Source organism: Bradyrhizobium elkanii WSM2783 (assembly GCF_000472865.1).
Lineage (GTDB): Bacteria > Pseudomonadota > Alphaproteobacteria > Rhizobiales > Xanthobacteraceae > Bradyrhizobium > Bradyrhizobium elkanii_A.
Genome location: NZ_AXAP01000006.1, coordinates 127,957 through 152,046 on the forward strand (window position 1 = coordinate 127,957; position 24,090 = coordinate 152,046).

Consider the following 24,090-nt stretch of genomic DNA (forward strand, 5'->3'; position numbering starts at 1 on the left):
TTATGCGGCCCTCATGTTCTTGCGGTTCTGCGAGGCGAAATCGATCTTCTCAGGGTTTTGCGCTTCATGCGGATGCTCGGCGCCGGGATAGACGCGCAGATTGCCCATCTGCATGCGACCGAGCGGGCCGCGCGGGATCATGCGCTCGATGGCCTTCTCGACCACGCGCTCCGGAAAACGACCTTCGAGGATCTGCTTCGCGCTGCGCTCCTTGATGCCACCGATATAGCCGGTGTGCTTGTAGTAGACCTTCTGGTCGCGCTTGCGACCGGTCAGCACCACGTGAGCGGCGTTGATGATGATGACGTTGTCGCCGCAATCGACATGCGGCGTGTAGGTGGGCAGGTGCTTGCCGCGCAGGCGCATCGCGACCATGGTGGCGAGCCGGCCGACCACCACACCCTTGGCGTCGATCACGACCCACTTCTTCTGCACCTCGGCGGGCTTGGCCGAAAAGGTTTTCATGTGAGCTGTCCGTGGAAAGGAGTTTTCGGCGCAAGACTGCCGCGCCGGACTGGCGGCTTTCTAGAGAAGCGAACGAAATTCGTCAACGCCAATTGGTGAGATTTATCTTAGCCAAAACAAAGGCTTATAAATAAGGTGCAATAATACCTTCAGAAACTCTATTTATTTGGAATGGAATAGGTCGCCGTCACATGCGCAATCGGATCCGCCGAATCGCCCGAAAGCAGGTTGACCTCCCCGACCGCCAGCCGCTTGCCGAGCTTCAGCAGCCTCGCCGCCGCCAGTACGTCCCGCCCCGGCTGGCCCTTGCGGAGGAAATTGATGTTGAGATTGGTGGTGACCGCCAGACCCACCGGGCCGATCGCCGACAGCAGCAGCACATACATCGCGAAATCGGCCAGCGCCATCAGCGTCGGACCCGACACGGTACCGCCCGGCCGCAGCATCCGCTCGCTGTAGCGCTGGCGCAAGAGACAGGTCTCGCCGTCGGCACTCTCGATGATGATGTCGTTCCCGCTGAACGCCTGCGGAAACTCGTCGCGGAGGAACCTCTCCACTTCAGCCACGCTCATTTTCGCCAGCGCCATGCCGTCCCCACCCTCGATTCAGTCAGCGTGTTACATTAAGTTGTAGCCAAGCCTTAATTGACAAAAAGCCTCAGTGGAAATCTGGAGATGCCCCAAGCCGCCCGTGCCGTCGCGCCGCAATCGCCGATCCTCCTGCGCGAGCAGGTCGGCAGCATCGCCGTGCTGACGCTCAACCGTCCCGCCGCGCGGAACAGCCTCTCCGAGGGCCTGATCGCCGAGCTGCATGGCGCGCTGAAGGCAATTCATGACGATCCAGCCATGCGCTGCGTGGTCATTGCCGCCAACGGCCCCGCCTTCTCGGCCGGCCACGACATGAAGGAACTCACCGCGCGCCGCAGCGATGCCGATCGCGGCCGCGCCTATTTCGCAGAGATCATGAACGCCTGCAGCGCGATGATGCAGGCGGTCGTGCACCTGCCGAAGCCAGTGGTCGCTTCCGTCCAGGGGATTGCGACCGCCGCCGGTTGCCAGCTTGTCGCAAGCTGCGATCTCGCTGTCGCCTCGGAGAACGCGGCCTTCGCGACGCCCGGCGTCGATATCGGACTGTTCTGCTCGACGCCGATGGTGGCGCTGTCGCGCAATGTCCCGCGCAAGCAGGCCATGGAGATGCTGCTCACGGGCGAGCCAATCTCGGCCGCGACCGCGCAGGCCATCGGCCTCATCAACCGCGTCGTGCCTGCCGGCACCGAACGCGAGGCCGCGATTGCGCTGGCGCAAAAAGTGGCGCTGAAATCCGCCTACACTGTCAAGCTCGGCAAGGAGGCGTTCTACCGCCAGGCCGAGATGACACTCGCGGACGCCTATCGCTACGCCGCCGAGGTGATGACCGAAAACATGATGGCGCGCGACGCCGAGGAAGGTATCGGTGCCTTCATCGAGAAGCGCGAACCGAAATGGCAGGATAGATGATCCTCATCCTGAGAAGCCTGCGAAGCAGGCGTCTCGGAGGATGCAGGTCCCGTCTGGGGCCTCATGGTTCGAGATGCGCGTTCCGCGCTCCTCACCATGAGGGGCGAGAGAAGCGAAGATGAACCACGACAGCTACCCCGATAACTACATCCGCGGCATTCTCAACAGCGTGAAGTCGATTGCGATGGTCGGCGCTTCGCCGGTCAATGTGCGGCCGAGCTATTTCGCCTTCAAATATCTGGCGGAGCGCGGCTACGACATGATCCCGGTCAATCCCGGCCATGTCGGCAAGAGCCTGCTCGGCAAGCCCTTCGTCGCGTCGCTCGCCGACATCGGACGCCCGATCGACATGGTCGACATCTTTCGCAACTCCAGCCACATCATGCCGGTTGTCGAGGAGGCGCTCAGGCTGTCGCCCTTGCCGAAGGTGATCTGGATGCAGCTCGGCGCACGCGACGATGCGGCCGCCGCAAAGGCCGAAGCTGTCGGCATCAAGGTCGTCATGAACCGCTGCCCGAAAATCGAATATGGCCGCCTGTCATCAGAGATTTCCTGGATGGGCGTCAATTCGCGGACGCTCAGCTCCAAGCGTGCGCCGATGCCGACGCAGGGCATGCGGCTGTCGCTGAATCGGATGAGCGTCGGCGGCGGCGAAACCGCCGCATCCGATCGTGCCGCAAAGAACAAGACCGAGACGACGTGACGCAACGACGAAACAAATGTTTCGACATCGCGTCATAACGAAGCACGCTGTTCCCAACGCGCATACGGCTCGCAACTCGCCTTGACGGCCGTCGTTGCTGCCATCAGCATGCCGCGCATTTCATTTCCGATCCAACACAGGACACTCAGAATGACCGATCGCCTTCCGGGATTTTCGACCCTCGCCGTGCATGCCGGTGCGCAGCCCGATCCCACCACCGGCGCGCGGGCGACGCCGATCTATCAGACGACGTCATTCGTGTTCAACGACGCCGACCATGCGGCCTCATTGTTCGGCCTGCAGTCGTTCGGCAACATCTATACCCGTATCGGCAACCCGACCAATGCGGTGCTGGAGGAGCGCGTCGCCGCACTCGAAGGCGGCACTGCCGCACTCGCGGTCGCATCGGGACACGCCGCGCAGGTCGTGGTGCTGCAGCAGTTGATGAAGCCGGGCGACGAGATCATCGCCGCGCGAAAACTCTATGGCGGCTCGATCAACCAGTTCACCCATGCCTTCAAGAGCTTCGGCTGGAACGTCGCCTGGGCCGATCCGGACGAGATCGAAAGCTTCGAGCGCGCGGTGACGCCGCACACCAAGGCGATCTTCATCGAATCGATCGCAAATCCCTCCGGCAGCATCACCGATATCGAGGCGATCGCCGCGGTGGCGCGCAAGGCCGGCGTGCCGCTGATCGTCGACAACACGCTGGCAACGCCGTATCTGATCAAGCCGATCGACCACGGCGCCGACATCGTCGTGCACTCGCTGACCAAGTTCCTGGGCGGCCACGGCAACTCGCTCGGCGGCATCATCGTCGATGCCGGCACCTTCGACTGGTCGAAGGACAACAAATATCCGATGCTGAGCGAGCCGCGCCCGGAGTATCACGGCATCAAGATCCAGGAGACCTTTGGTAATTTCGCCTTCGCGATCGCCTGCCGCGTGCTCGGCTTGCGCGATCTCGGCCCGGCGCTGTCACCGTTCAACGCCTTCATGATCCTGACCGGCATCGAGACGCTGCCGCTCCGCATGCAGAAGCATTGCGACAACGCCAAAGCGATCGCGGAATTCCTGGCCGGCCATCCCGCGGTGGCGTCGGTGAATTACGCCGGGCTCTCCGGCGACAAGTACAACAATCTCGCGCGTAAATATGCGCCGAAGGGCGCGGGCGCCGTGTTCACCTTCAGCCTCAAGGGCGGCTATGACGCCGGCGTCAATTTGGTGTCGAACCTCAGGTTGTTCTCGCACCTCGCCAATGTCGGCGACACCCGCTCGCTGGTGATCCATCCGGCCTCCACCACCCACAGCCAGCTCGACGATGCCGCGAAGATCAAGTCCGGCGCCGCCCCCGACGTGGTCCGGCTCTCTATCGGCATCGAGGACAAGGACGACCTGATCGCCGACCTCGACCAGGCGCTGCGGGCTTAAGGTCCCCGTGTGCGGAACGCGCCAAGTTCTCTTCGTCATGCCCGGGCTCGTCCCGGGCATCCACGTTCTTGGAAGTCGCGAACAAGAGGACGTGGATGGCCGGGTCAAGCCCGGCCATGACGGTGAAGGCGTTGGTCTGATGTCGCGAGCCTCTCATTAACGGTCATTCCGCTATAAGGTGGCATTCTGTCGCCCTCTCGATTCGGAGACGACGATGCTACGCTCGATATTGTTCTCTTCGATCGCCCTGCTTGCGATTGATGCCGCCGTTGCCGCCGACGGCCCGGTTGCTACCAACCGCGCGGCCTACCGCGCCGCCCGCCAACTGCCGCCCGGCCTGCCGCGCCCGCACTACAAATACCGGACGTCAGTGACATCAGCCCCCTATATCCGCCGTGGCCGCCAGATCGTCGTAGTCGAACAGGATCCGGACGTGCTGTTCACGCCTGCGGCCGTGATCCCTTACGTGCCATTCGTCAGTGGCGAGCCGATCCTGCCGGGTTCGTCGACCCTGCCCGGCTATTACGGCAATCACTTCTCCTACAGCTATGACGGCCCGTATTATGGGGGCCCCTACTACGGCGGTCCCTACTGGAACCGCCTGCCGTACGCCTGCGGCGTTTACGGCTATTGCTAGCCGCGACAGGACGCCCGCGTGGCAAAGGCACCGCGAAAAGCCGAGACATCGATCGACGCGATCGCCGCTGACCTCGTCGCCGTCCTGGTCGCGGTGACCGAGGGCGAGCCCAAGATCATGACGATCGCGAATGCGACCGCGCTGCCGAGCGGTCCGTTCCAGTTCGGGCATCGCTCGCTGCAGACCGGCCTGCGGGCCTGGGTCGAGGCGCAGACAGGACACCCGCTCGGCTATGTCGAGCAGCTCTACACTTTCGCCGATCACGGGCGCACCGGTGATGCCAGGGCGCCGCATCGCATCTCGATCAGCTATCTCGGCCTGACCCGCGAGGACCAAGTCAGAGAAGGCTCGGAGGGCCACTGGTCCGGCTGGTATGAATACTTCCCGTGGGAAGACCATCGCGCGGGTACCCCTGCCTTGCTTGCCAAGATCGTGGCGCCGAAGCTGCGCGCCTGGGCCAAATCGGCAGAGAGCACCTCCGTGCAGAAAGCGCGCTGGCAGCGCGCCGCCATCACCTTCGGCCTCGACGACCGCACCTGGAATGAGGAACTGGTGCTGCAGCGCTATGAGCTCCTCTACGAGGCCTCGCTGATCCCCGAAGCAGTTCGTGCCAAGGGCACCGGGGATGCCGTCGTACCCGGCCGCGCCATGATATCGGATCATCGCCGCATTCTGGCCACCGGCATCGCGCGGCTGCGTGCCAAGATCAAATACCGGCCGGTCGTCTTCGAGCTGATGCCGGCCGAATTCACCCTGCTGCAGCTGCAACGCAGTGTTGAGGCCCTTGCAGGCCGCACTGTGCACAAACAGAACTTTCGGCGCCTGATCGAGCAGCAGGAACTCGTTGAAGAGACAGGCGCAATGGCGGCCGAGACGGTCGGTCGCCCCGCCAAGCTATTCCGCTTCCGTCACGGCATTGTGGCCGAACGGGCCGTCGCCGGCACCAAGCTTCCGCTCTCACGCTCTTGACTTCCATTATGCTCAGGATAAGTATAATACGAAATATACTCAAGGAGAGCATAAATGGCTGCAATCTCATCCGGTGCGCTCGCGCGCACCGCGCCGCTCTATGACCGCGTCAAACGGGTGATCCCGGAATTCGAATGGGCGACTTTCGCCGATGATGTCGACGCCATTCTCGATCTGAAGCGCAAGCGCAACGCGGTGGTGCTGGCGCACAATTATCAGACGCCGGAAATCTTCCATGGCGTCGCCGACATCGTTGGCGACAGCCTCGCGCTCGCGCGCGAGGCGACCAAGGTCGATGCCGACGTCATCGTGCTCGCCGGCGTGCACTTCATGGCGGAGACGGCAAAGCTGCTCAATCCCGAGAAGACGGTGCTGATCCCCGACCTCAAGGCCGGCTGTTCGCTCGCGGAGTCCATCACGGCGGCCGATGTACGGCTGATGCGCGAGCGCTATCCGGGCGCCCCCATCGTCACCTATGTCAACACCTCGGCCGCGGTGAAGGCGGAGTCCGATATCTGCTGCACCTCAGGCAACGCGCTGGCGATCGTGCAATCGCTCGGCGTCGAGCATGTCATCATGCTGCCGGACGAATATCTGGCGCAGAACATCGCCGCGCAGACCAAGGTGAAGATCACGGCCTGGAAGGGCCGTTGCGAAGTGCACGAGCTCTTCAATGCCGAGGATGTGCGCCAGCTTCGCGAGAATCATCCCGGCGTCACCATCCTGGCGCATCCGGAATGTCCGCCCGAGGTGGTGGCTGAGGCGGATTTCTCGGGGTCCACCGCAGCCATGTCCGGCTTTGTCGGCAAGGAGCATCCGGCACGCGTGGTGCTGCTGACGGAATGCTCGATGAGCGACAACGTCGCGGTGCTCCATCCCGACGTCGAGTTCATCCGCCCCTGCAATCTCTGCCCGCACATGAAGCGGATCACGCTGAAGAACATCCGCCACGCGCTCGAGACCAACGAGCACGAGGTTACGATCGATCCTGAGATCGCAGAGCGCGCGCGGCGCTCCGTCGAAAGGATGCTGGCCCTATGAGCTTGGATGTTTCGGCCTTGGCCGGGCAACCGGTGATCATTGGCGGCGGCGCCGCTGGATTGATGACGGCCCTGCAGCTTGCGCCCGCACCGGTCGTGCTGCTGTCGAAATCGCCGCTCGGGGCGGAGGCCTCCAGCATGTGGGCCCAAGGCGGGCTCGCGGCGGCGGTCGGCGACGACGACGCCCCTGCCCTGCATCTGCAGGACACGATCGCCGCCGGCGCCGGCCTTTGCGACGAAGAGGCCGCGGGCCGCATCGTGGATGCAGCGCCCGCTGCCGTCGAGCGTCTCGCGCGGCTCGGCGTCGGCTTTGATCGCAGACCGGATGGGAGCTGGCAGCTTGGACTCGAAGCCGCGCACAGCCGCAAGCGGATCGTTCACGCCACCGGCGACGGCACCGGGCGCGAGATCATGCGCGCACTGATCGCCGCCGTGCGGCGCTGCCCGTCGATTACGCTGATCGAGGGTTTTGAGGCGCGCCAACTCATCGTCGAGGACAACGCAGTCGAGGGCGTGCTCGCTGCAAACGAGCGTGGCTCGCTCGTCATCCCGACTAACCGCGTCGTGCTGGCGACCGGGGGCATTGGCGGCCTGTTCCAGGACAGCACCAATCCGATGGGCTGTTTCGGCCAGGGGCTGGCGCTCGCAGCCCGTGCCGGCGCCGTGCTCTCCGATCTCGAATTCATCCAGTTTCACCCTACCGCCTTCGACGGACCGTCGCGACCGATGCCGCTGCTGACCGAAGCGATCCGCGGCGATGGCGCGATCCTGATCGACGAGACCGGGCAGCGTTTCATGGCGAACGAACCGGGCGCCGAGCTCGCGCCGCGCGACATCGTGGCGCGCGCGGTCTGGCGCCACCGCGCCGAGGGACACCGCGTCTTCCTCGATGCACGGCAGCATCCAGGCAAGAATTTCGCGCAGCGCTATCCCGTCATCAGCGCGTTCTGCAAGATGGCCGGTATCGATCCGGCCGACGATCCGATCCCGGTGCGTCCGGCGGCGCATTATCACATGGGCGGCATTGCCGTTGATGGCGAAGGCCGCAGCACGGTGACGGGCTTGTGGGCCTGCGGCGAGGTCAGCCGCACCGGCCTGCACGGCGCCAATCGGCTCGCCAGCAATTCGCTGATGGAAGCCATCGTCTCTGCGCAATGGGTCGCCGAGAGCGTCAATGGCGTGGCTAGCGGTGCCGCTCCTTTGCGCACGCCGACCGCGCTCCCGCCTGCATCAGATCCATCGACGGTGCGGCCGTTCGTCTCGCAGGCCCTCGGCGTGCTCCGTGATCGGCCCTCGATCGAGCGCGCCATTCGCAATCTCTATCCGATGGCCAGGGGGAGCGGCTCCGCCGCCGATCCGGCGCTGGTCGGATTGATGATCGCCGTCGCGGCGTCAAGGCGCGAGGAAAGCCGCGGCGGCCACTACCGCACCGACTTTCCGGACACGTTGCCCAAGGGCGTGCCCTCCACTTTCACCCTCGCAGGTGCACTCAGTATCGCCGGCGAGATCATCGAATCCGAACTGCCGATCAGGAGCGCTCAGTCGTGACACTCAATCCCCTTCTGCCCCTGATGTACGAACCCCTGGTGCGAACCGCACTGCTTGAGGATCTCGGCCGCGCCGGCGACATCACGGCGGACGCGATCGTGCCTGCCGATCAGCGCGCTTCGCTCGCGTTGCGGGCGCGCCAGCCGGGCGTCGTCGCCGGCCTCGACGTGGCACGCTGCGCCTTTCAAACGATATCACCAGCGATCCGGATCGAGATCGAACGGCCCGATGGCAGCGTCGTCGCGCCCGGCGACACGATTGCAACCATCAACGGCCCGGCGCGCGCGCTGCTGACGGGCGAGCGGACCGCACTCAATTTCCTTTGCCACCTCAGCGGCGTCGCAACGGCAACGGCGTCGCTGGTTACTGCCGTGAAAGGCACGCGCGCGCAGATCGTCTGCACCCGAAAGACCACGCCTGGGCTGCGCGCATTGGAAAAATACGCGGTGCGTGCCGGCGGCGGCAGCAATCACCGTTTCGGCCTCGACGACGCTGTGCTGATCAAGGACAACCACATCGCGCTTGCCGCCGGCATCCGCACCGCGATCGAACGCGCCAAAGCGCATGTCGGCCATCTCGTCAAGATCGAGGTCGAAGTCGACACACTGGCGCAGCTTGAAGAAGCGCTGGCGCTCGGGATCGACGCGGTCCTGCTCGACAACATGACGGTCGACGATCTCAGGCAGGCCGTGACGATGACGCGCGGCAAGGTGATCACGGAAGCATCGGGCCGCATCACGGCCACCACTGCGCCCGCGATCGCGGCGACCGGCGTCGACCTCATTTCCGTCGGCTGGGTCACGCACTCCTCGGCCGCCCTCGATATCGGGCTGGATTATCTCTAGCGCGCTGCGATTTGCTTGAACCGGCGTGACCGCGGTTGTCCACCTCTCCCACAGGGAGAGGTCGGCGCGCAGCGCCGGGTGAGGGGTTACGGTTCCTCGATGGAGTTCATCCCCTCACCCGGATCGCATCTGGCGATGCGATCCGACCTCTCCCCGACGGGGAGAGGTATGGCACCTCCGACATGGCGCCAACTCGACCTAATCTCATCATGCTTTAGCGGGTGATGAGGCTGCATACCGGCACGCTCTCAAAGAGCTGCCCGCGCGCCTTCCTTGCGATAGTAGAAAACCTGCCGCGCCCTGACCTCGTTCTCAACAACCCCGATCAGACCGACCAGCTTTTCGGAGGTGCGAACCTGCACAATGTCGGGCGTAACCACGAAGACCATCGCCTCATCATAGGGATTGGCGCTCATAATCATATGGCGCGTTTCAGCGACGACGTTTGCCCATGCCTTGGCGTGGCGCTCGGACCTCGCGAAATATGAGGTGCATGTCTTGAGCGCCAGATCATAGGTCACTTCCATGGATGGCATTGCCATCGACGGATATTCCCGATCGAAATAGGCGAGCGCGTCGGTCAAATCTGATGTCACCGAGGGGCGGAGCGCTTCGGCGAGCGCCTGGGCGTGGTTGAAGCAGACGTTGTTGAACATCCACGACCGCTGCGCAAAACTTGTTTCTGCGAACGCGGCTGCCGCCTTGGGCACGAAACTGAACCACCAGCGCGCGATCTCGAGTAGCTGGAATCGGACGTTGTATTGCTCCCGCACGAAATCGCCGGGCGCAAGTACGGCAAGCGCCGCGATGCGATCCGTATCGAGCACGCGCAGGCTGGTCGCCGCAACCGTGGCGGCGGCTCCGAGATTGATCAACAGGGCCGCGGCGCGATCGGGCTCCTCAAGCATCTGGTCGTTGAAGGCATCGGCAGCCAGGAACGAATCCCACAGCGCATTGGCCATAATGAGCCGGATCAGGGAATGCTCCTCGGTAGCCGCCAGCAGCGGAGACGAGGCGCGCGGAACGTAGCTCACGAGAGAGGGATTGTGCCCGACATAGGGACAGGTGATCGCCGTGTTGATCCGCTTCGATCCGGCCGTGAAGCTGCCCCAGAAGGCATTGAATGCAGGTGACAAAAAGTTCGCCAATATCGTCTCACGGGACTGCGCCGGCGATGCCGATGTCCTCTCGCCCGCAGCCGATCTCATCCGCTCGCGAATATCACGCGACGTCGCATCGATCAGCGCCCGGCGCATTTCGCCGTCGCCGACGGGTGCAGGATAGGTATCGCCCGTTTCGAAGAAATACTGGCCGCGCAGCGACCCGTTGTCCCGCAGCACGGCGATGCCATGTCCCATCACAAGCATGCGCAAGCCGGCCGACGTGCTCAGGGTCCAGGCGATCTGACCATCGCCCACCGGCAGGCCCGCATTCACGCCTTCGAAGGCGATGCGCTCCTGCGCGCAGGTCGCACGCGCTGCCACCTGGATCGGGTCAGAGGCGCTGAAACGCGCTTTGGCCCGCCGCAGATAGTCCTGGCGGGCAGCAAGCAGGGAATTGCGCGCAATGACCGCTTCGCGCTCGGCCGTGAGCCGATCGTTTGGCAGCGATCGCAGGGCCGGCAGCGTGCGCAGCCAGGCTGCGTTGAGCTTGGTCATGTCGCCGAGCGCAAAAAAGCGCCTGTCGAGCAGTTCGATCGCGGGATCGATTTTCCCAAAACCGCTGCCATCCTGTATGGCTTTTGCCCGACGCGGATCGCCCTTCATGATGGCCATGAACTCGTCGAAGATCGCGACGTAATCCTTTGCGCCCATCGCGACGAGCCCGCGGCGACAATTGTCGAGCGTCTGCTCGCTCATTCCACCGTTATGGGCAAACTGGCCATGGCCGCCGTTGTTGACCTGGGCCAGATAATAGTCGGCGTGATAGCTCCAGAATGCCTCCGCGACGATCTCGCCGGAGACCAGGTGGGCCGGGCCAATCGCCCAATTCACGAAATCGACGACGGTGGCGACCAGATCGCCGTCCTCTGCCACATCGGCGTCGGGGATAAGGATTTCACGTGCAATCACCCCCTGAGGCTCAAGCGCGCGCCGAGCCTCCTCGTTCTCAGTCATCTGCATGCACCGCCCCAAGATGCCCCTCTTCTACAGACACTTCAGCGCGGCGGAATCCGCAATACAAACGAGAAAAAAACTGTCACATGGTGTTTTGATACCGCGAAAAGTCGGAGCGGCCCCCCTTCGCGGCCATTCGCAGCGCGGCGGAACCGGCGACGCGCGATCTTCGGGCTGGATCGATGGCGTGTGAGATTATTCAGCTGCTGCGCTGGTCGACGCCTTGCTCTGGCGCGTCAGGCGACCGTTGCGCTGGAACACCGAATAGGTCCCGAGTGCGAACAGGATCACGAGGAGCTGCAGCGACAGCGCTTCCAGCGTCGGGTTCAGGCCGAGATCGGCGAGCCAGGACAGGCTCTTCAGTTCCGTGAACGGCAGCAGAGCCTGCTCCTGGAATTCCTGCACGGCCTCGCCGATGAACTTGATCGCCATCACGAACAGGAAAGCCGAGGTCAGGATGAACAACGGCCGCAGCGGAATCTTCTGGGCGATCAGGTTGATGAAATAGAACAGCACCGCAAGCGCAATGGTGGCGGCGCCGAGGCCGGCAAACAGGCCTGCGCTCCAGCCGCCTTCCGTACTGGCCAGCGCGTTGATGAACAGCACGGTCTCGGCGCCCTCGCGGAACACCGCGAGGAAAGCGAGCGCGCCGACCGCCCACACCGTGTCCTGCGCCAGCGCCGTGTCGGCCTTGTGCGCGAGATATTCCTTCCAGCCCTGCGGGTCCTGCTTCACCATCAGCCAGCCGCTGACATAGAGCATGAGGGCCGCGGCAAACAGGATGATGACGCCCTCGAGGATGTCGCTGTGCTCGCCCGAATTCAGCACCGCGAACAGCCAGGCTGCGATGATGCTGGCACCGATTGCAGCGAGCGCGCCGCCATAGAGCGCCTGGATGCGATGGCCGGCACCGACCCTGGACAGATAGCCGGCGAGCGCGGCGATCACCAGCATCGCCTCTAATCCTTCGCGCAGCAGGATGACGGCGGCCTGAATGAATGCAGACGACATGAGCGAACCCATTTTTCGTTCGTTCTATCGCCAGGGGTTTTCAAGTAAAGCGATGGCGGCCTGCACGATTTCGTCAACTGCCGGAACATTCAAAAAGCCCGTGCAAAACGGGCACTTCTGGCGGCAACGATAGATTAGAATAGCTCAACTCAACCGGGTTGACCGACCGGCACGGCAAGCTTTGGCCGTCCCACTTCGCGGCGTCGCGGCAGCAGCCGCTCGACCTGCAGGACCGCCAGCGTGAGCACCACGATCGCCACGGCCTGGTGCATGAGCGCGAGATCGATCGGCACCTGGTTCAAGAGCGTCAGGATCCCGAGCGTCGCCTGTAGCGTGATCGCCGCCACCAGCCACCAGGCGCCGGCGATAGCCGCGCCGCTTGCGCGCGAACGGATGGTGTCGATCGCATGCAGGATCGCCAGCGCCAATAGCGCATAGGCGGTCATGCGGTGCTCGAACTGCACGGTCAGCGTATTGTCGAACAGATTACGCCACCAGGGCTGCTCGAAGAACAGACGCCCCGCGGATGGAATGAAAGCGCCATCGATCTCTGGCCAGGTGTTGTAGACCTTTCCCGCGCGCAGGCCCGCGACCAGCGCGCCGAAATAGAGCTGCAGGAAGGTCAGCGCCAGCAGCAGCAAAGCGGCGATCTTCAGCCGGAGCGGCGCCGGATTTGGCGGCCGGTCGGAAAGCCGCCGCAGCGTCCAGACGATCGCCGAATAGATCAGCAGCGCCAGTATCAGATGGACAGCGAGGCGATATTGCGAGACCTCGACCTTCTCGGAGAGGCCTGAAGCGACCATCCACCAGCCCACCGCCCCCTGCAACGCGCCGAGCCCGAAGATCAGCCAGAGCCGCCGCTTCAATTCGCCGTCGGTGACGGCGCCGCGCCACAGGAAATAGAGGAACGGCAGCAGATAGGCGATCCCGATCACGCGTCCGAGCAGGCGGTGGCTCCATTCCCACCAGTAGATCGTCTCGAACTCAGCGAGCGTCATCCCGGCATTGAGCTCGCGATATTGCGGGATCTTCTTGTAGCCCTCGAAGGCTTCCGCCCATTGCGCCTCGGTCAGCGGCGGCAGCGTGCCGGTGACCGGCTTCCATTCCACGATCGAAAGCCCGGATTCGGTGAGCCGGGTGGCCCCGCCGACCAGCACCATCATCGCGATCAGGGCTGCGACCGAAAGCAGCCACCAGCGAAGGTGAGCATTTTGGAATGGCTCGGGGGCGGAACGTGCGGTCATCGGTCCTGCTTGATCGGATTGGCGCGCCCCTTATAGTCCGCCTCCTCGCAGGCGCAAGGCGCGCTTTGCCTCACGAGTTATCGATCAACCGGCCATGAATATACGCACCCGCAAGCTGCTTGGAACCATCTTCCTGCTGATGCTGGTGGTGGTGTGGTCGCTGCTTGGCATGACGGTCGCGCAGACGCCTTGGCTCGCCAATTCGGGCTTGCTGCAGGCGATTTTCTATGTCGTGGCCGGGCTCGGCTGGGTGCTGCCGGCGATGCCGATCGTGGCCTGGATGTCGCGGCCCGACCGCGCCTAGAGCTTCGGTTCTGAGAACCGCAGCTCTGGATTCTTGTTTGACGCGTTTTCTTCACGCGAACCGGTATCCACTTCGCTCGAAGACGCTCTAGATCTGCACGCGCGGTCTCGGAAACATCACGCCCGACAGCAACACCCGCATCATGCGCAGCGAGCGCCGCCGTCCGTCCCAGGACACCCGCGGCAGCGCGTGCAGGTTGGTACGCCCCTGCGTTTCCACGATCCCTCCGATGCTCGACACCGCGCTGTCAAAGCTGATCCCCCCGGCCATCAGCATATGCGGACGGCGAAAGCTCTCGCTGTCTCCGAACGGATAGGCAAAATGCCTGATCTCGCGACGGATGCCGGCCTCGAGCACCGCCTTGCCCATTGCCATCTCGCGCTCGGCATCGACGTCGCGCAGGTTCGACAGCGCCGGATAGTTCACCGTCGCACTGCCGATCGTGACGTTGCGGTCGGCCGCGAGCATCGTGAGATCGCTCCAGTCCATCGAGGCGCTGCGCGACAGTGCTGCCAGATCGACGCCGTAGCGCTTGCAGAGATCGTTGATCGCGACGGAGAGATCCGGCGGCGCCAATGTCCGCATCCATTTCGCGAGGAACTCGTAGAGCTCGTATTTCTCCGCGACACCAGCAATCGAAAAATGCAGCTCCTTGCGCTCGATCACGAGGCTGATGCGGCTCTCGCGCGCGATGATCTTCTCGAGCGCCAGCCACCACGCCTCCCCCAGCCCATCCGGAAACGCACTCGGCAGGTAGATGGCGAAGGGCACGCCATGCTTCGACAGCACCGGATAGGCGTCCGTCGCCAGATCCTTGTAGCCGCCGTCGAACGTCAGGCAGGCAAAGCGGCGCGGCAGCGGCAAGGTGACGGCGCGGCGGCAGGCTTCGTCGATCGAAACGATCTCGTAGTTCCAGCGCTTGAGCGCCCGGATCGTGCGGTCCAGGAACCGAGGGGTGATCTCGCGCGAGGCCAGCGGCTGAAACCGGTCCCGACGGCGCGCACGCACGCGCTCGAAGCGCAGGATGGCGCCGGCCCCGCCGGCCCGCCGTTGCCGCAACCGCGCATAGCCTGAGAAGTAAGCGAGCTCCATCTGTGCCCGCTTCAAGAAAGTGATTTCCGACACCACGTCCCGCCCCCGATCCGGCGGTTCCCAGGCGCCGTCTAACGATTGTTATTACTCTTTGTTGACATTTCCCTGCGAAGGTCGCCCAAGCGGAATTGTAAACAATCGATTAATACCGGACTCGGCAATGACCATGGCTGCCGCGATCGAAGCACGAACGGCGGAGTTGGAAGCGTGGTCGAAAACAAGCCGCGTCGCCGGTGTCGAGATCATTCGCGATCTCGAAGCCGTCGAACCGACATGGCGTGCCTTCGAAAAGCAATTCTGCACGCCGTACCAGCGCTTTGATTTTCTCGCCGCCTGGCAGCGGCAGGTCGGCGCACGCGAGGGCGTCGCCCCATTCATCGTGATCGGCCATGATGACGAACGCCGGCCGTTGTTCGTGCTGCCGCTGACGCTCGAAAGCGCGCTGGGCGTGCGCTGTGCTAAATTCATGGGCGGCAAGCACGCGACCTTCAACATGGCGCTGTGGGACCGCGACTTCGCCGCGGGCGCCACGGCCGCCGATCTCAGGACCATGGTGTCGGCGATCGCGGCACGCGGCGAGGCCGACGTGCTCGCCTTGCAGCAGCAGCCGCTCAACTGGCGCGATCTGCCCAACCCGCTGGCCCTGCTGCCGCACCAATCCTCGGTCAACGACTGTCCCGTGCTCGCCATCGAGCCGGGCGCCGACCGCACCACCCTCATCAGCAATTCATTCCGGCGGCGATTGAAGGGCAAGGAACGCAAGCTGCAGCAGCTCGCCGGCTATCGCTATCAGATCGCCGCCACCGACGCCGATGTCACACGAGTCCTGAACTGGTTCTTCCGCGTCAAGCCGCAGCGCATGGCCGAACAAAAGCTGCCCAACGTCTTTGCCGAGCCGGGCGTCGAGGATTTCATCCGCTCCGCCTGCCTCACCGGGCTTCCCGGCGCCGGCCACGTCATCGACATCCACGCGCTCGAATGCGACGACGAGGTGATCGCGATGTTCGCCGGCGTCGCCGACGGCCATCGCTTCTCGATGATGTTCAACACCTACACGATGTCTGCCAGCGCCAAGTTCAGCCCCGGCCTCATCCTGATGCGCAACATCATCGATCACTATGCCGCGCTGAACTACCGCGCCATCGACCTCGGCATCGGCTCGGATGAATACAAGCGGCTGTTCTGCAAGAGCGACGAGCCGATCTTCGACAGCTTCATTCCGCTCTCCTGGCGCGGCAGGCCAGCTGCGAGCGCCATGTCCGGCGTCGTCAGCGCCAAGCGGCTGGTCAAGCATAATCGCGCGCTGTTCGATCTCGCGCAAAACCTGCGCGGCATGTTCCGCTAGAGCGCGTTTTCGAGCGAAGTGAACACCGGTTCGCGTGAAGAAAACGCGTCAAGACCAGAATCTAGGGCAACGGTTCTGATCCAGTCAGAACCGATGCCCTAGAGCTTCATCTATTACACCGACGTGCAGCTCATTGCGTGTGGGCCGTCGATTTGCCTGCCATCGACTTCGCGACCTCGCGAACGCACGCGACGAATATCTCGGCAGCCGGGCTCAACGTGCGGTTCTTCAGCGTTACAATGGCCGCCGACACAGCCGACGCTCGCGGCAGCTTGACCGGAAGTCTCTTCAGCGACAGATCGCGGCCGCTGAATTGCACAATCGAGCTTGGAAGCAAGGTGACGAAGTTCCCGGTCGCAGCGAGCCTGCAGCAAAGGTGAAGCGACAGCGTCGTGACGGGCGTGCGAGGCATGCTCAATCCGCTTTCGCGAAACAGATCAGCCGTGGCGGAGCCTGGAAACGTGTCGGGCGGCGGCAGGATCCAGGCTTCATCGGCAAGATCGGCCAGGCTGACCTTGGAACATCGCGTCCATTTGCTTCGCTGCCCCACAACCACAACCCGTGGGTCAATCAGCACGGGCTCCACCGCCAGATCTTCCTCGGCGAACGGCGTCGGGATCCAACCCAGCAACAGATCGATACTCCGCTCGCGCAGTTCGCTGTAACGCGTCGTGCCAAGCACCATCTGCGCGACATTCAGGCGGATGCCTGGATGGCGCCGCGTGAAGCGATCGATTACTGCTGGAAGCAGGCCAGCCGCAACGCTTTCCGAACTACCGATGCGGAGCTGTCCGATGGTTGGATCGGCAAGAAATTCGAGTTCTTCGAGCCCTTGCATCAGCTCGTCGAAAATCGCTGTGCCGCGCTTGACGAGGGCGCGCCCATACGGCGTGGGCTCGATGCCGTTGCGGCCGCGGTCGAGAAGCCGAAGCCCGAGTGCATGCTCCATGTCGGCGATCGCTCTCGAGACCGCAGGCTGAGAAATCGCCAATTCTGCCGCGGCCTTTGCCATGCTGCCCCGCTGCGCCACGACGAGCAGGATATGGAGATCGCGCAGCTTGATGCGGCGCCGGGCTCGCTCAATGGATTGCATGTCCGATCCTTATCAAAACAGTTATGAAACCCTCACATACTAGCATTGGACGGATATGCCCGCCTCAAGCATCCTCTCGACCCAGTCGTTTCAGACGCGGAGGATCCGATGGCCTGGATGGTGATGACGCGCCGCGAAATGCTGGCAATGTCAGGCGCCGGCATTGCTTTCTCCGCCGCCGGTCTCGTGCCGCAGAGCATCGCCGAGCCGAGCCTGAAGACCGCGCATATACTGACAGGCTTCACGCCCGGGCTTCCCGATGCCGTGGCGAGGCTCGTTGCCGATCAGATGAAGGATTATGCGGCGTCGATCGTGGTCGAGACCCGGCCAGGTGCGAGCGGGCGCGTCGCGGTGGAGGCCGTGAAGGCGGCCGCTCCCGATGGATCCGTCCTTCTGCTGGCGCCGCTTGGCTTCTTGACGCTGTTTCCTCACGTCTACAAGACGCTCAGATACGAGCCGCGTGATTTTATTCCGGTCTCGACCGTCGCCTCATTCCCGACATTGCTGACGGTGGGTCCGAAGGTGCCGCGCGAGATAAAGACGCTGGCTGAATTCATCACATGGTGCCGCGCCAATCCGACGCAGGCGACCTACGGCACGGCGGGTGCTGGATCGACGCTGCACTTCATCGGGGCGATGCTGGGCCGCACTGCGCGGTTCGAGTATCTCCATGTGCCCTATCAAGGCAGGGCCGCGATACAGGATCTCGTGAAAGGCGAGATCGCCTCGGCCATCATGCCGCTCGGCAGTTCCGTTGGCCTGGTCCAGTCCGGAGAGCTTCGTGCGCTGGCGACCACGGGACCGCGCCGCAGCGCGTTTCTTCCCGATGTGCCCACGATGGCCGAAGCCGGTTATCCCTCACTTGAGGACCTCACATGGTTTGGGTTTTTCGTGCCGGCAAAGACCCCGGCGGTAACAGTCGAAAGGCTCAATGGCTCGATCCAGGCGGCCTTGCGCACCGACGAGGTCAAAGCCGGCATGGCAAAACAGTTCGTCGAGATCGACGCAATTCCCCTCGCCGACTTCGCCCGGCTCATCACATCCGAATCCGAGCGCTGGAAAGCGATCGTGCAGGCAACCGAGTTCACGCCGAGCGATTGAAGGTCTCAGCTACCCTCGGGCGTCGTCAGGGCCATCGCATATAACTGTTTGGAGGCTGTGGACGATGCGGGCCTCATGGTTCTCCGAGCGATGCGCAGCATCGTCTCGAGACGCGCCGCAAGCGGCGCTCCTCACCATGAGGGTCTAAGATTCCACCGCGAAATCAGACCTCATCCTGAGGAGCCGCGCAGCGGCGTCTCGAAGGATGGGCCGCGAAGGGATCGCCCACCAAGTTCTATTTCATATGCCACAGCCCTGCGGGCGCCGCTGGTCTACGCTGCGACCACGCGCGGGCCCGGCTCGACGGCGTCCGATGGCTCGCACGGCTTCGTCAGCATCGTCACTTCCGAGAAGCCAACCGCGGCAAGCTGCTCGCGCATCAGGCGGCGGGCATCGTCGGCCATCGAGGCGTCCGGCACCACGACGGCGCGGGCGTGCGCCGTCAACAGATCGGCCGGCAGGTCGGAAGCCGTGCCGGCATCGAGCAGCACGTGGTCGTAGACGCTGAGCAGCGCGTCGATCGCGAGCGCCAGCCGCGGCGACTGCAGTTGCGCGCGATCGAAACCAGGGCGGCCGGCACTGACCAGATTGACTCGCGACAGCCGGTCGCGCGTGATGATCTCCGAGAACGTCGCCTGCCCCTGCATCAATTCGGCAAGCCCCGGCGCGCCGGGATCGGTCGAGACCGCCGCTATCGTCGGCGACGCCGCAGCGAGGTCGACGACGGCGACCTTGGCTTCGCGCGCCATCAGCCGCGCCAGCGTCAGCGTGCTCAGCGCGATGCTCTCGCTCGAGGCCGTCCCCAGCACCGTAACCTTGCGTGCGTCGGCGCCAGCCCGGCGCAGCTTCTCGGCGAGCTCTTCGATTTCTCCGATGGCAGTGGCGGCTTCAGGCTGCGGCGCGATGGATGCAGCCTCGACCTCGGGCTCGGGCTCCGCTGCCGGCTCCAGCTCCGGTTCCTGCTCGTCGTCGCTCTCGACGGCGGCAGCGCGAACCGGCGCCCGCGCCGTCATCGGCGGCACGACCGGTGCCGCGGCGGCGCGCGGCGCGGTCATGCGCAGGAGCTCGCCGGTCACGATCAGGCCTGAGGAGAGCAACAAGGTCGCCAGCGTCGCGATCAGCACGATCGGCAGCTTCTTCGGATAGGCCGGCGTATTCGAGACCGACGCGCGCGAAATGATGCGGCCATCGGACGGTCCTGCCTCAATGTTCTCGCGCGTATTGGCTTCGCGATACTTTGCCAGATAGGACTCAAGCAGGTCGCGCTGCGCCTTGGCTTCGCGCTCCAGCGCGCGGAGCTGGACGTCCTGGCCGTTATAGGACGATGCCTGCTTCTTCAATTGATCAAGGCTCGCGCTCAGCGCCTCGACGCGGCCACCGGCAACGCGCGCGTCATTGTCGAGCGTGCGCGAGATCTTGCCCGCCTCCTCGCGCAACTGCCGATCGAGATCGGCGAGCTGCGCCTTCAATTCCTTGATGCGCGGATGATTGTCGAGCAGCGTCGACGATTGCTCGGCGAGCTGCGCGCGCAGCGTCACCCGCTGCTCGCTGAGGCGGCGGATCAGTTCGGAATTGAGCACTTCGGAAGCTTCGATCGGCTTGCCGCTCTGCAACATCTCGCGGATCAGCCGCGCCTTGGTCTCGGCGTCGGCCTTTAGTGCACGCGCATTATTGAGCTGCGTGTTGAGCTCGCCCATCTGCTGGTTGGACAGCGAGGTATTGTTGGTGCCGACGAACAGGCTCGACTTGGAACGGAAATCCTCGACGCGGGATTCGGCGTCGGCGACTTTCTTCCGCAAATTCTCGATCTCGCCGGCCAGCCACTGGCTCGCCGTTCTCGCCTGCTCCTGCCGCGCATTCTGCTGCAGCACCAGATAGCCTTCGGCGATCGAGTTGGCGACCCGCGCGGCAAGCTCGGGATCGCGCGACTGGAATTCGACGACGATGACGCGCGACTTGTCGACCGCATAAGCCTGCAGCCGGTCATAATAGGCTTCCAACACGCGCTCTTCCGGCGTCAGCGAGAAGGGGTCGCGCCCGATGCCGAACAGCGCCAGCAGCGATTTCAGCGGCGAGAAGCCCTGCAGCACCGGATCGAATTCCGGCCGCTCGGCAAGCTTGTTCTTCTTGATGATCTCGCGCGCGAGGTCGCGCGACAGCAGGAGCTGCACCTGACTGGTGACGGCCTCCGGATCGACGACGTTGCGCTCTTCGTTGCGCTCGCCGCTCGGCCGCAGGAACACGTTCTCGCGGCCGTCGATCAGGATGCGCGCTTCCGACTTGTAGCGCGGCGTCACCATATTGACCGCGGCAAGCGACAGCGTGAACGCCAGCACCGTCGGCACGATGATCCAGCTCCGCTTGCGCATCAGCGCCCGACCGAGCGCAGGCAGGTCGAGATCGCCTACGGGCGACGCGGCAACGGTCGCAGCCGACGCGGGCTTTGCAAGCGCGCGCTGGACCACGGCCCTGTCCTTTCCTGCACGCCAGAACGCAAAACGCATTGTTCACTCCCGCGGGGACGCCACTCAATCTGCTTCAGCCGGCGCGATTACACTCCATTAAGGTTGCCGGTGGGTTAATCGGCCCGCTTGACGAACAGCACGGCGCACACGCCCGCGCGTCACGCTTTGTTAACCATGGGCGTCCTTAATCGGCCGCGATATTTTGTCGGGATTCCCAGAATGCGCCGCATGCGCGCCGCTGTCTTTCGCCTGCCTTCGATGCTTGCGCGCGGCGCCTCAGCCGGCGATCGCATATTCATTAGCGGGCGTGGGCTGTGACCATGGATTCCGACCAGCCGCTCCGCATCCTGCATGTCGTGCGCGCCCCTGTCGGCGGGATCTTTCGTCATATCCTCGACGTCGCCAACGGACAGATCGAGCGTGGCCATCACGTCGGCATCGTCACGGACAGCATCACCGGCGGCGAGCGCGCCGCCACCGCGCTTGCGGAAATCGAACCGCGCCTGAAACTTGGCGTCCGCCGTGTGGCCATTCGCCGCGAGCCGCGGTTTGCCGATGCGATGGTCTGGGCACAGATCGCCGGCCTGATATGGAAATGGAAGCCGGACGTGCTGCATGGCCACGGCGCCAAGGCCGGCGCTTACGTCCGCCTGCGGCCGCACTCCAAGCACACGATTCGCGTCTACACGCCGCATGGCGGCTCGCTGCACTACCCGCTCGATACGCTGAAAGGCAATTTCTACAGCCGGCTCGAGCGCGCGCTGATGAACAGCACCGACCTGTTCCTGTTCGAAAGCGCCTTCGCACGCGACACCTATCAACGCACGGTCGGCACGCCGACCGGCGGCGTGGTGCGCTGCGTGTTCAATGGCGTGACCGCGGAAGAGTTCGATCCGATCGATCGCACTGATGATGCCACCGACATCGTCTATGTCGGCGAGTTCAGGCACATCAAGGGGGCGGACCTCTTGATCGACGCCGTGGCGAAACTGCGCGCCGAAGGCAAGCCGGTGACGCTGACGCTTGCCGGCGACGGCGAGGAGTCGGAGAAGCTGAAGGCACAGGTCAAACAGCTTGCGCTTGGCGATGCCGCGCGCTTCATCGGCCATGTCAAAGCGCGCTACGGGTTCTCGAAAGGCAAGCTGCTGGTCGTTCCCTCTCGCGGCGACTCCATGCCCTATGTCGTGATCGAGGCTGCGGCCGCGGGGATCCCGATGGTAGCCGCCAATGTCGGCGGCATCCCCGAGATCTTCGGCCCGCACAGGGATGCGCTGTTTGCACCGAGCAATGCTGCTGCCATGGCGGAAGCGATCAGCCGCGCGCTCGACGATCCCGCCGCGACATTGGCGCGCGCAACGGCGCTGCGCGAGCGAATCTCGGCGCATTTTTCACAGAAGGCAATGGTCGAGGGCGTGCTCGCCGGCTATCGCGACGCGTTTGCCAATCGTTAACCACAAGTTACCCACGTAACCGTTTGTTCCGATTTCTCCCCTAATCCCTGACGCGGGGCAATTCCGCAGCGGCCTTTGCACCCCTATCTGCGGCCGCAAGAGCATGATCCGGAAAAGTGGGCACCGGTTTTCCGAAAAGATCATGCTCAAACAACGGACGTAACGACGTGGAACCGATTAACGCACGCTCGATGCTGGACGCGGCAGCGACCGCCGATGGCGGCCGCTCGCCGGTCGAACGGCGCCGCCGGCTATCGCCCGCCGCGCTCACCATCACCAATGAAAGGGTCCGCGGCGCCTATTCGCCGGTTGTCATCACCGGCATCGTTCGCCTCGTCGATTTCATCCTGCTGAGCCTGGTCGGCGTCGCGCTTTACCTCTGGTACGTGATGCCGCTCTCCGGCTTCCGCTGGGAATATGTCGCGGCGATCCTTGCCATGACGATATCGGCGGTGGTCTGCTTCCAGGCTGCCGATATCTACGAAATCCAGATGTTCCGCGGACAGTTGCGGCAGACGACGCGCATGATCTCGTCCTGGGCGATCGTGTTCCTGCTGTTCATCGGCGTGTCGTTCCTGGTCAAGCTCGGCGGCGAGATCTCGCGGGTATGGCTGACGGCATTCTTCTTCGCGGGTCTTGCCACCCTGATCGCCGAGCGGCTGATCCTGCGCGGCCTGGTGCGGCGCTGGGCGCGCGACGGCCGGCTCGACCGCCGCACCGTGATCGTCGGCGCCGACGAGAACGGCGAGCAGCTCGTCGAAGCGCTCAAGGCACAATCCGACACCGACATCCGCGTGCTCGGCGTATTCGACGACCGCAACGATGATCGCGCGATGGACAGCTGCGCCGGCAGCCCGAAGCTCGGCAAGGTGGACGACATCGTCGAGTTTGCCCGCCGCACCCGCGTCGACCTCGTGCTGTTCGCGCTGCCGATCTCGGCCGAGACCCGCATCCTGCAAATGTTGAAGAAGCTCTGGGTGCTGCCGGTCGATATCCGCCTGTCGACGCACACCAACAAACTGCGTTTCCGTCCCCGCTCCTATTCCTATCTCGGGAAGGTGCCGACGCTCGACGTGTTCGAGGCCCCGATCACCGACTGGGACCTGGTGATGAAATGGCTGTTCGACCGCATCGTCGGCGGCCTGATCCTGCTCGCCGCGCTGCCGGTGATGGGGCTGGTGGCGCTCGCGGTGAAGCTTGACAGTCCGGGCCCGGTGCTGTTCCGCCAGAAGCGCTTCGGCTTCAACAACGAGCGGATCGACGTCTACAAGTTCCGCTCGCTCTATCATCATCAGGCCGATCCGACCGCCTCGAAGGTCGTCACCAAGGATGATCCGCGCGTCACCCGCGTCGGCCGCTTCATCCGCAAGAGCAGCCTCGACGAATTGCCGCAGCTCTTCAACGTCGTGCTAAAGGGCAATCTCTCCCTGGTCGGCCCGCGCCCGCATGCGGTGCAGGGCAAATTGCAGAACCGCCTGTTCGATGAAGCCGTCGACGGTTATTTCGCCCGCCACCGCGTCAAGCCCGGCATCACCGGCTGGGCCCAGATCAACGGCTGGCGCGGCGAGGTCGACACCGACGAGAAGATCCAGAAGCGCGTCGAGTTCGACCTTTATTATATCGAGAACTGGTCGGTGCTGTTCGACCTCTACATCCTCCTGAAGACGCCGTTCTCATTGCTGACCAAGAACGAGAACGCGTATTGAGGGCCGTCGGTTTGGTTGCGTGAGTTC

At 63.8% G+C, this 24,090-nt stretch carries 21 protein-coding genes; 13 read left to right on the forward strand and 8 right to left on the reverse strand.

Annotated elements, in window-relative coordinates; genetic code table 11:
* A complete protein-coding gene (gene rplM, locus YY7_RS0108290) occupies positions 1 to 465 on the reverse strand; it encodes a 50S ribosomal protein L13 (RefSeq protein WP_028162836.1) in 465 nt (154 codons plus the stop codon).
* Between the two features lie 158 nt (positions 466 to 623).
* Positions 624 to 1,052 (reverse strand): PaaI family thioesterase, encoded by a 429-nt coding sequence (locus tag YY7_RS0108295; RefSeq protein ID WP_028162837.1) that lies wholly within the window; start codon positions 1,050 to 1,052, stop codon positions 624 to 626.
* Between the two features lie 87 nt (positions 1,053 to 1,139).
* Here YY7_RS0108295 and YY7_RS0108300 point away from each other — a divergent pair, with 87 nt between their 5' ends.
* The 8 genes from YY7_RS0108300 to nadC all read left to right on the forward strand — a co-directional run bounded on the left by YY7_RS0108300 (position 1,140) and on the right by nadC (position 9,134).
* On the forward strand, positions 1,140 to 1,961 hold the full coding sequence (locus YY7_RS0108300; protein ID WP_028162838.1) for an enoyl-CoA hydratase: 822 nt from the start codon (positions 1,140 to 1,142) through the stop codon (positions 1,959 to 1,961).
* Positions 1,962 to 2,079: 118 nt separating this feature from the next.
* A complete protein-coding gene (locus tag YY7_RS0108305) occupies positions 2,080 to 2,664 on the forward strand; it encodes a CoA-binding protein (RefSeq protein WP_028162839.1) in 585 nt (194 codons plus the stop codon).
* A gap of 150 nt (positions 2,665 to 2,814) precedes the next feature.
* Positions 2,815 to 4,095 (forward strand): O-acetylhomoserine aminocarboxypropyltransferase, encoded by a 1,281-nt coding sequence (locus YY7_RS0108310; RefSeq protein WP_028162840.1) that lies wholly within the window; start codon positions 2,815 to 2,817, stop codon positions 4,093 to 4,095.
* Positions 4,096 to 4,309: 214 nt separating this feature from the next.
* The gene (locus YY7_RS0108315) at positions 4,310 to 4,732 is read left to right on the forward strand and encodes a hypothetical protein (RefSeq protein WP_028162841.1); all 423 of its coding nucleotides are present in this window, start codon (positions 4,310 to 4,312) and stop codon (positions 4,730 to 4,732) included.
* A gap of 18 nt (positions 4,733 to 4,750) precedes the next feature.
* The gene (locus tag YY7_RS0108320) at positions 4,751 to 5,701 is read left to right on the forward strand and encodes an NUDIX hydrolase (RefSeq protein ID WP_028162842.1); all 951 of its coding nucleotides are present in this window, start codon (positions 4,751 to 4,753) and stop codon (positions 5,699 to 5,701) included.
* Positions 5,702 to 5,755: 54 nt separating this feature from the next.
* Complete coding sequence (gene nadA / locus YY7_RS0108325) at positions 5,756 to 6,742, forward strand: quinolinate synthase NadA (RefSeq protein ID WP_028162843.1); 987 nt, start codon at positions 5,756 to 5,758, stop codon at positions 6,740 to 6,742.
* On the forward strand, positions 6,739 to 8,289 hold the full coding sequence (locus YY7_RS0108330; protein WP_028162844.1) for an L-aspartate oxidase: 1,551 nt from the start codon (positions 6,739 to 6,741) through the stop codon (positions 8,287 to 8,289). The genes nadA and YY7_RS0108330 overlap by 4 nt, the downstream gene beginning before the upstream one ends.
* Positions 8,286 to 9,134 (forward strand): carboxylating nicotinate-nucleotide diphosphorylase, encoded by an 849-nt coding sequence (nadC, locus tag YY7_RS0108335; protein ID WP_028162845.1) that lies wholly within the window; start codon positions 8,286 to 8,288, stop codon positions 9,132 to 9,134. Before YY7_RS0108330 ends, nadC begins: the two co-directional genes overlap by 4 nt.
* A 248-nt stretch (positions 9,135 to 9,382) precedes the next feature.
* Here nadC and YY7_RS0108340 read toward each other — a convergent pair whose 3' ends face one another.
* From YY7_RS0108340 to YY7_RS0108350, 3 genes are all read right to left on the reverse strand, one after another.
* Positions 9,383 to 11,251, reverse strand: a complete 1,869-nt coding sequence (locus YY7_RS0108340; protein WP_155255084.1) for a DMP19 family protein — start codon at positions 11,249 to 11,251, stop codon at positions 9,383 to 9,385.
* A gap of 195 nt (positions 11,252 to 11,446) precedes the next feature.
* Entirely contained in the window at positions 11,447 to 12,262 is an 816-nt protein-coding gene (locus YY7_RS0108345) for an FTR1 family iron permease (RefSeq protein ID WP_028162847.1), read from the reverse strand.
* 149 nt (positions 12,263 to 12,411) lie between these two features.
* Positions 12,412 to 13,506 (reverse strand): COX15/CtaA family protein, encoded by a 1,095-nt coding sequence (locus tag YY7_RS0108350; protein ID WP_028162848.1) that lies wholly within the window; start codon positions 13,504 to 13,506, stop codon positions 12,412 to 12,414.
* A 94-nt stretch (positions 13,507 to 13,600) separates the two neighbouring features.
* Between YY7_RS0108350 and YY7_RS0108355 the strand changes: the two genes are divergently transcribed.
* A complete protein-coding gene (locus YY7_RS0108355; protein ID WP_028162849.1) occupies positions 13,601 to 13,810 on the forward strand; it encodes a DUF2842 domain-containing protein in 210 nt (69 codons plus the stop codon).
* An 87-nt stretch (positions 13,811 to 13,897) separates the two neighbouring features.
* On the opposite strand, the gene YY7_RS0108360 is transcribed toward YY7_RS0108355, so the two are convergent.
* Complete coding sequence (locus YY7_RS0108360; RefSeq protein WP_028162850.1) at positions 13,898 to 14,938, reverse strand: polysaccharide deacetylase family protein; 1,041 nt, start codon at positions 14,936 to 14,938, stop codon at positions 13,898 to 13,900.
* A gap of 124 nt (positions 14,939 to 15,062) precedes the next feature.
* Here YY7_RS0108360 and YY7_RS0108365 point away from each other — a divergent pair, with 124 nt between their 5' ends.
* A complete protein-coding gene (locus YY7_RS0108365; protein WP_028162851.1) occupies positions 15,063 to 16,247 on the forward strand; it encodes a GNAT family N-acetyltransferase in 1,185 nt (394 codons plus the stop codon).
* A 130-nt stretch (positions 16,248 to 16,377) separates the two neighbouring features.
* Here the strand turns inward: YY7_RS0108365 and YY7_RS0108370 are convergent, their stop codons facing one another.
* Complete coding sequence (locus YY7_RS0108370; protein WP_028162852.1) at positions 16,378 to 17,340, reverse strand: LysR family transcriptional regulator; 963 nt, start codon at positions 17,338 to 17,340, stop codon at positions 16,378 to 16,380.
* Between the two features lie 108 nt (positions 17,341 to 17,448).
* On the opposite strand from YY7_RS0108370, the gene YY7_RS0108375 reads away from it, so the two are divergent.
* Positions 17,449 to 18,441: a Bug family tripartite tricarboxylate transporter substrate binding protein gene (locus tag YY7_RS0108375; protein ID WP_028162853.1), complete on the forward strand. Its 993-nt coding sequence runs from the start codon at positions 17,449 to 17,451 to the stop codon at positions 18,439 to 18,441.
* A gap of 272 nt (positions 18,442 to 18,713) precedes the next feature.
* Here the strand turns inward: YY7_RS0108375 and YY7_RS0108380 are convergent, their stop codons facing one another.
* The gene (locus tag YY7_RS0108380; protein ID WP_028162854.1) at positions 18,714 to 20,945 is read right to left on the reverse strand and encodes a GumC family protein; all 2,232 of its coding nucleotides are present in this window, start codon (positions 20,943 to 20,945) and stop codon (positions 18,714 to 18,716) included.
* Between the two features lie 281 nt (positions 20,946 to 21,226).
* Here YY7_RS0108380 and YY7_RS0108390 point away from each other — a divergent pair, with 281 nt between their 5' ends.
* Positions 21,227 to 22,357 carry a glycosyltransferase family 4 protein gene (locus YY7_RS0108390; RefSeq protein ID WP_035689553.1) on the forward strand — a complete coding sequence of 377 codons (1,131 nt, stop codon included), beginning with the start codon at positions 21,227 to 21,229 and terminating at the stop codon, positions 22,355 to 22,357.
* Between the two features lie 167 nt (positions 22,358 to 22,524).
* On the forward strand, positions 22,525 to 24,063 hold the full coding sequence (locus tag YY7_RS0108395; protein ID WP_028162856.1) for an undecaprenyl-phosphate glucose phosphotransferase: 1,539 nt from the start codon (positions 22,525 to 22,527) through the stop codon (positions 24,061 to 24,063).
* The last annotated feature ends 27 nt before the right edge of the window (positions 24,064 to 24,090 follow it).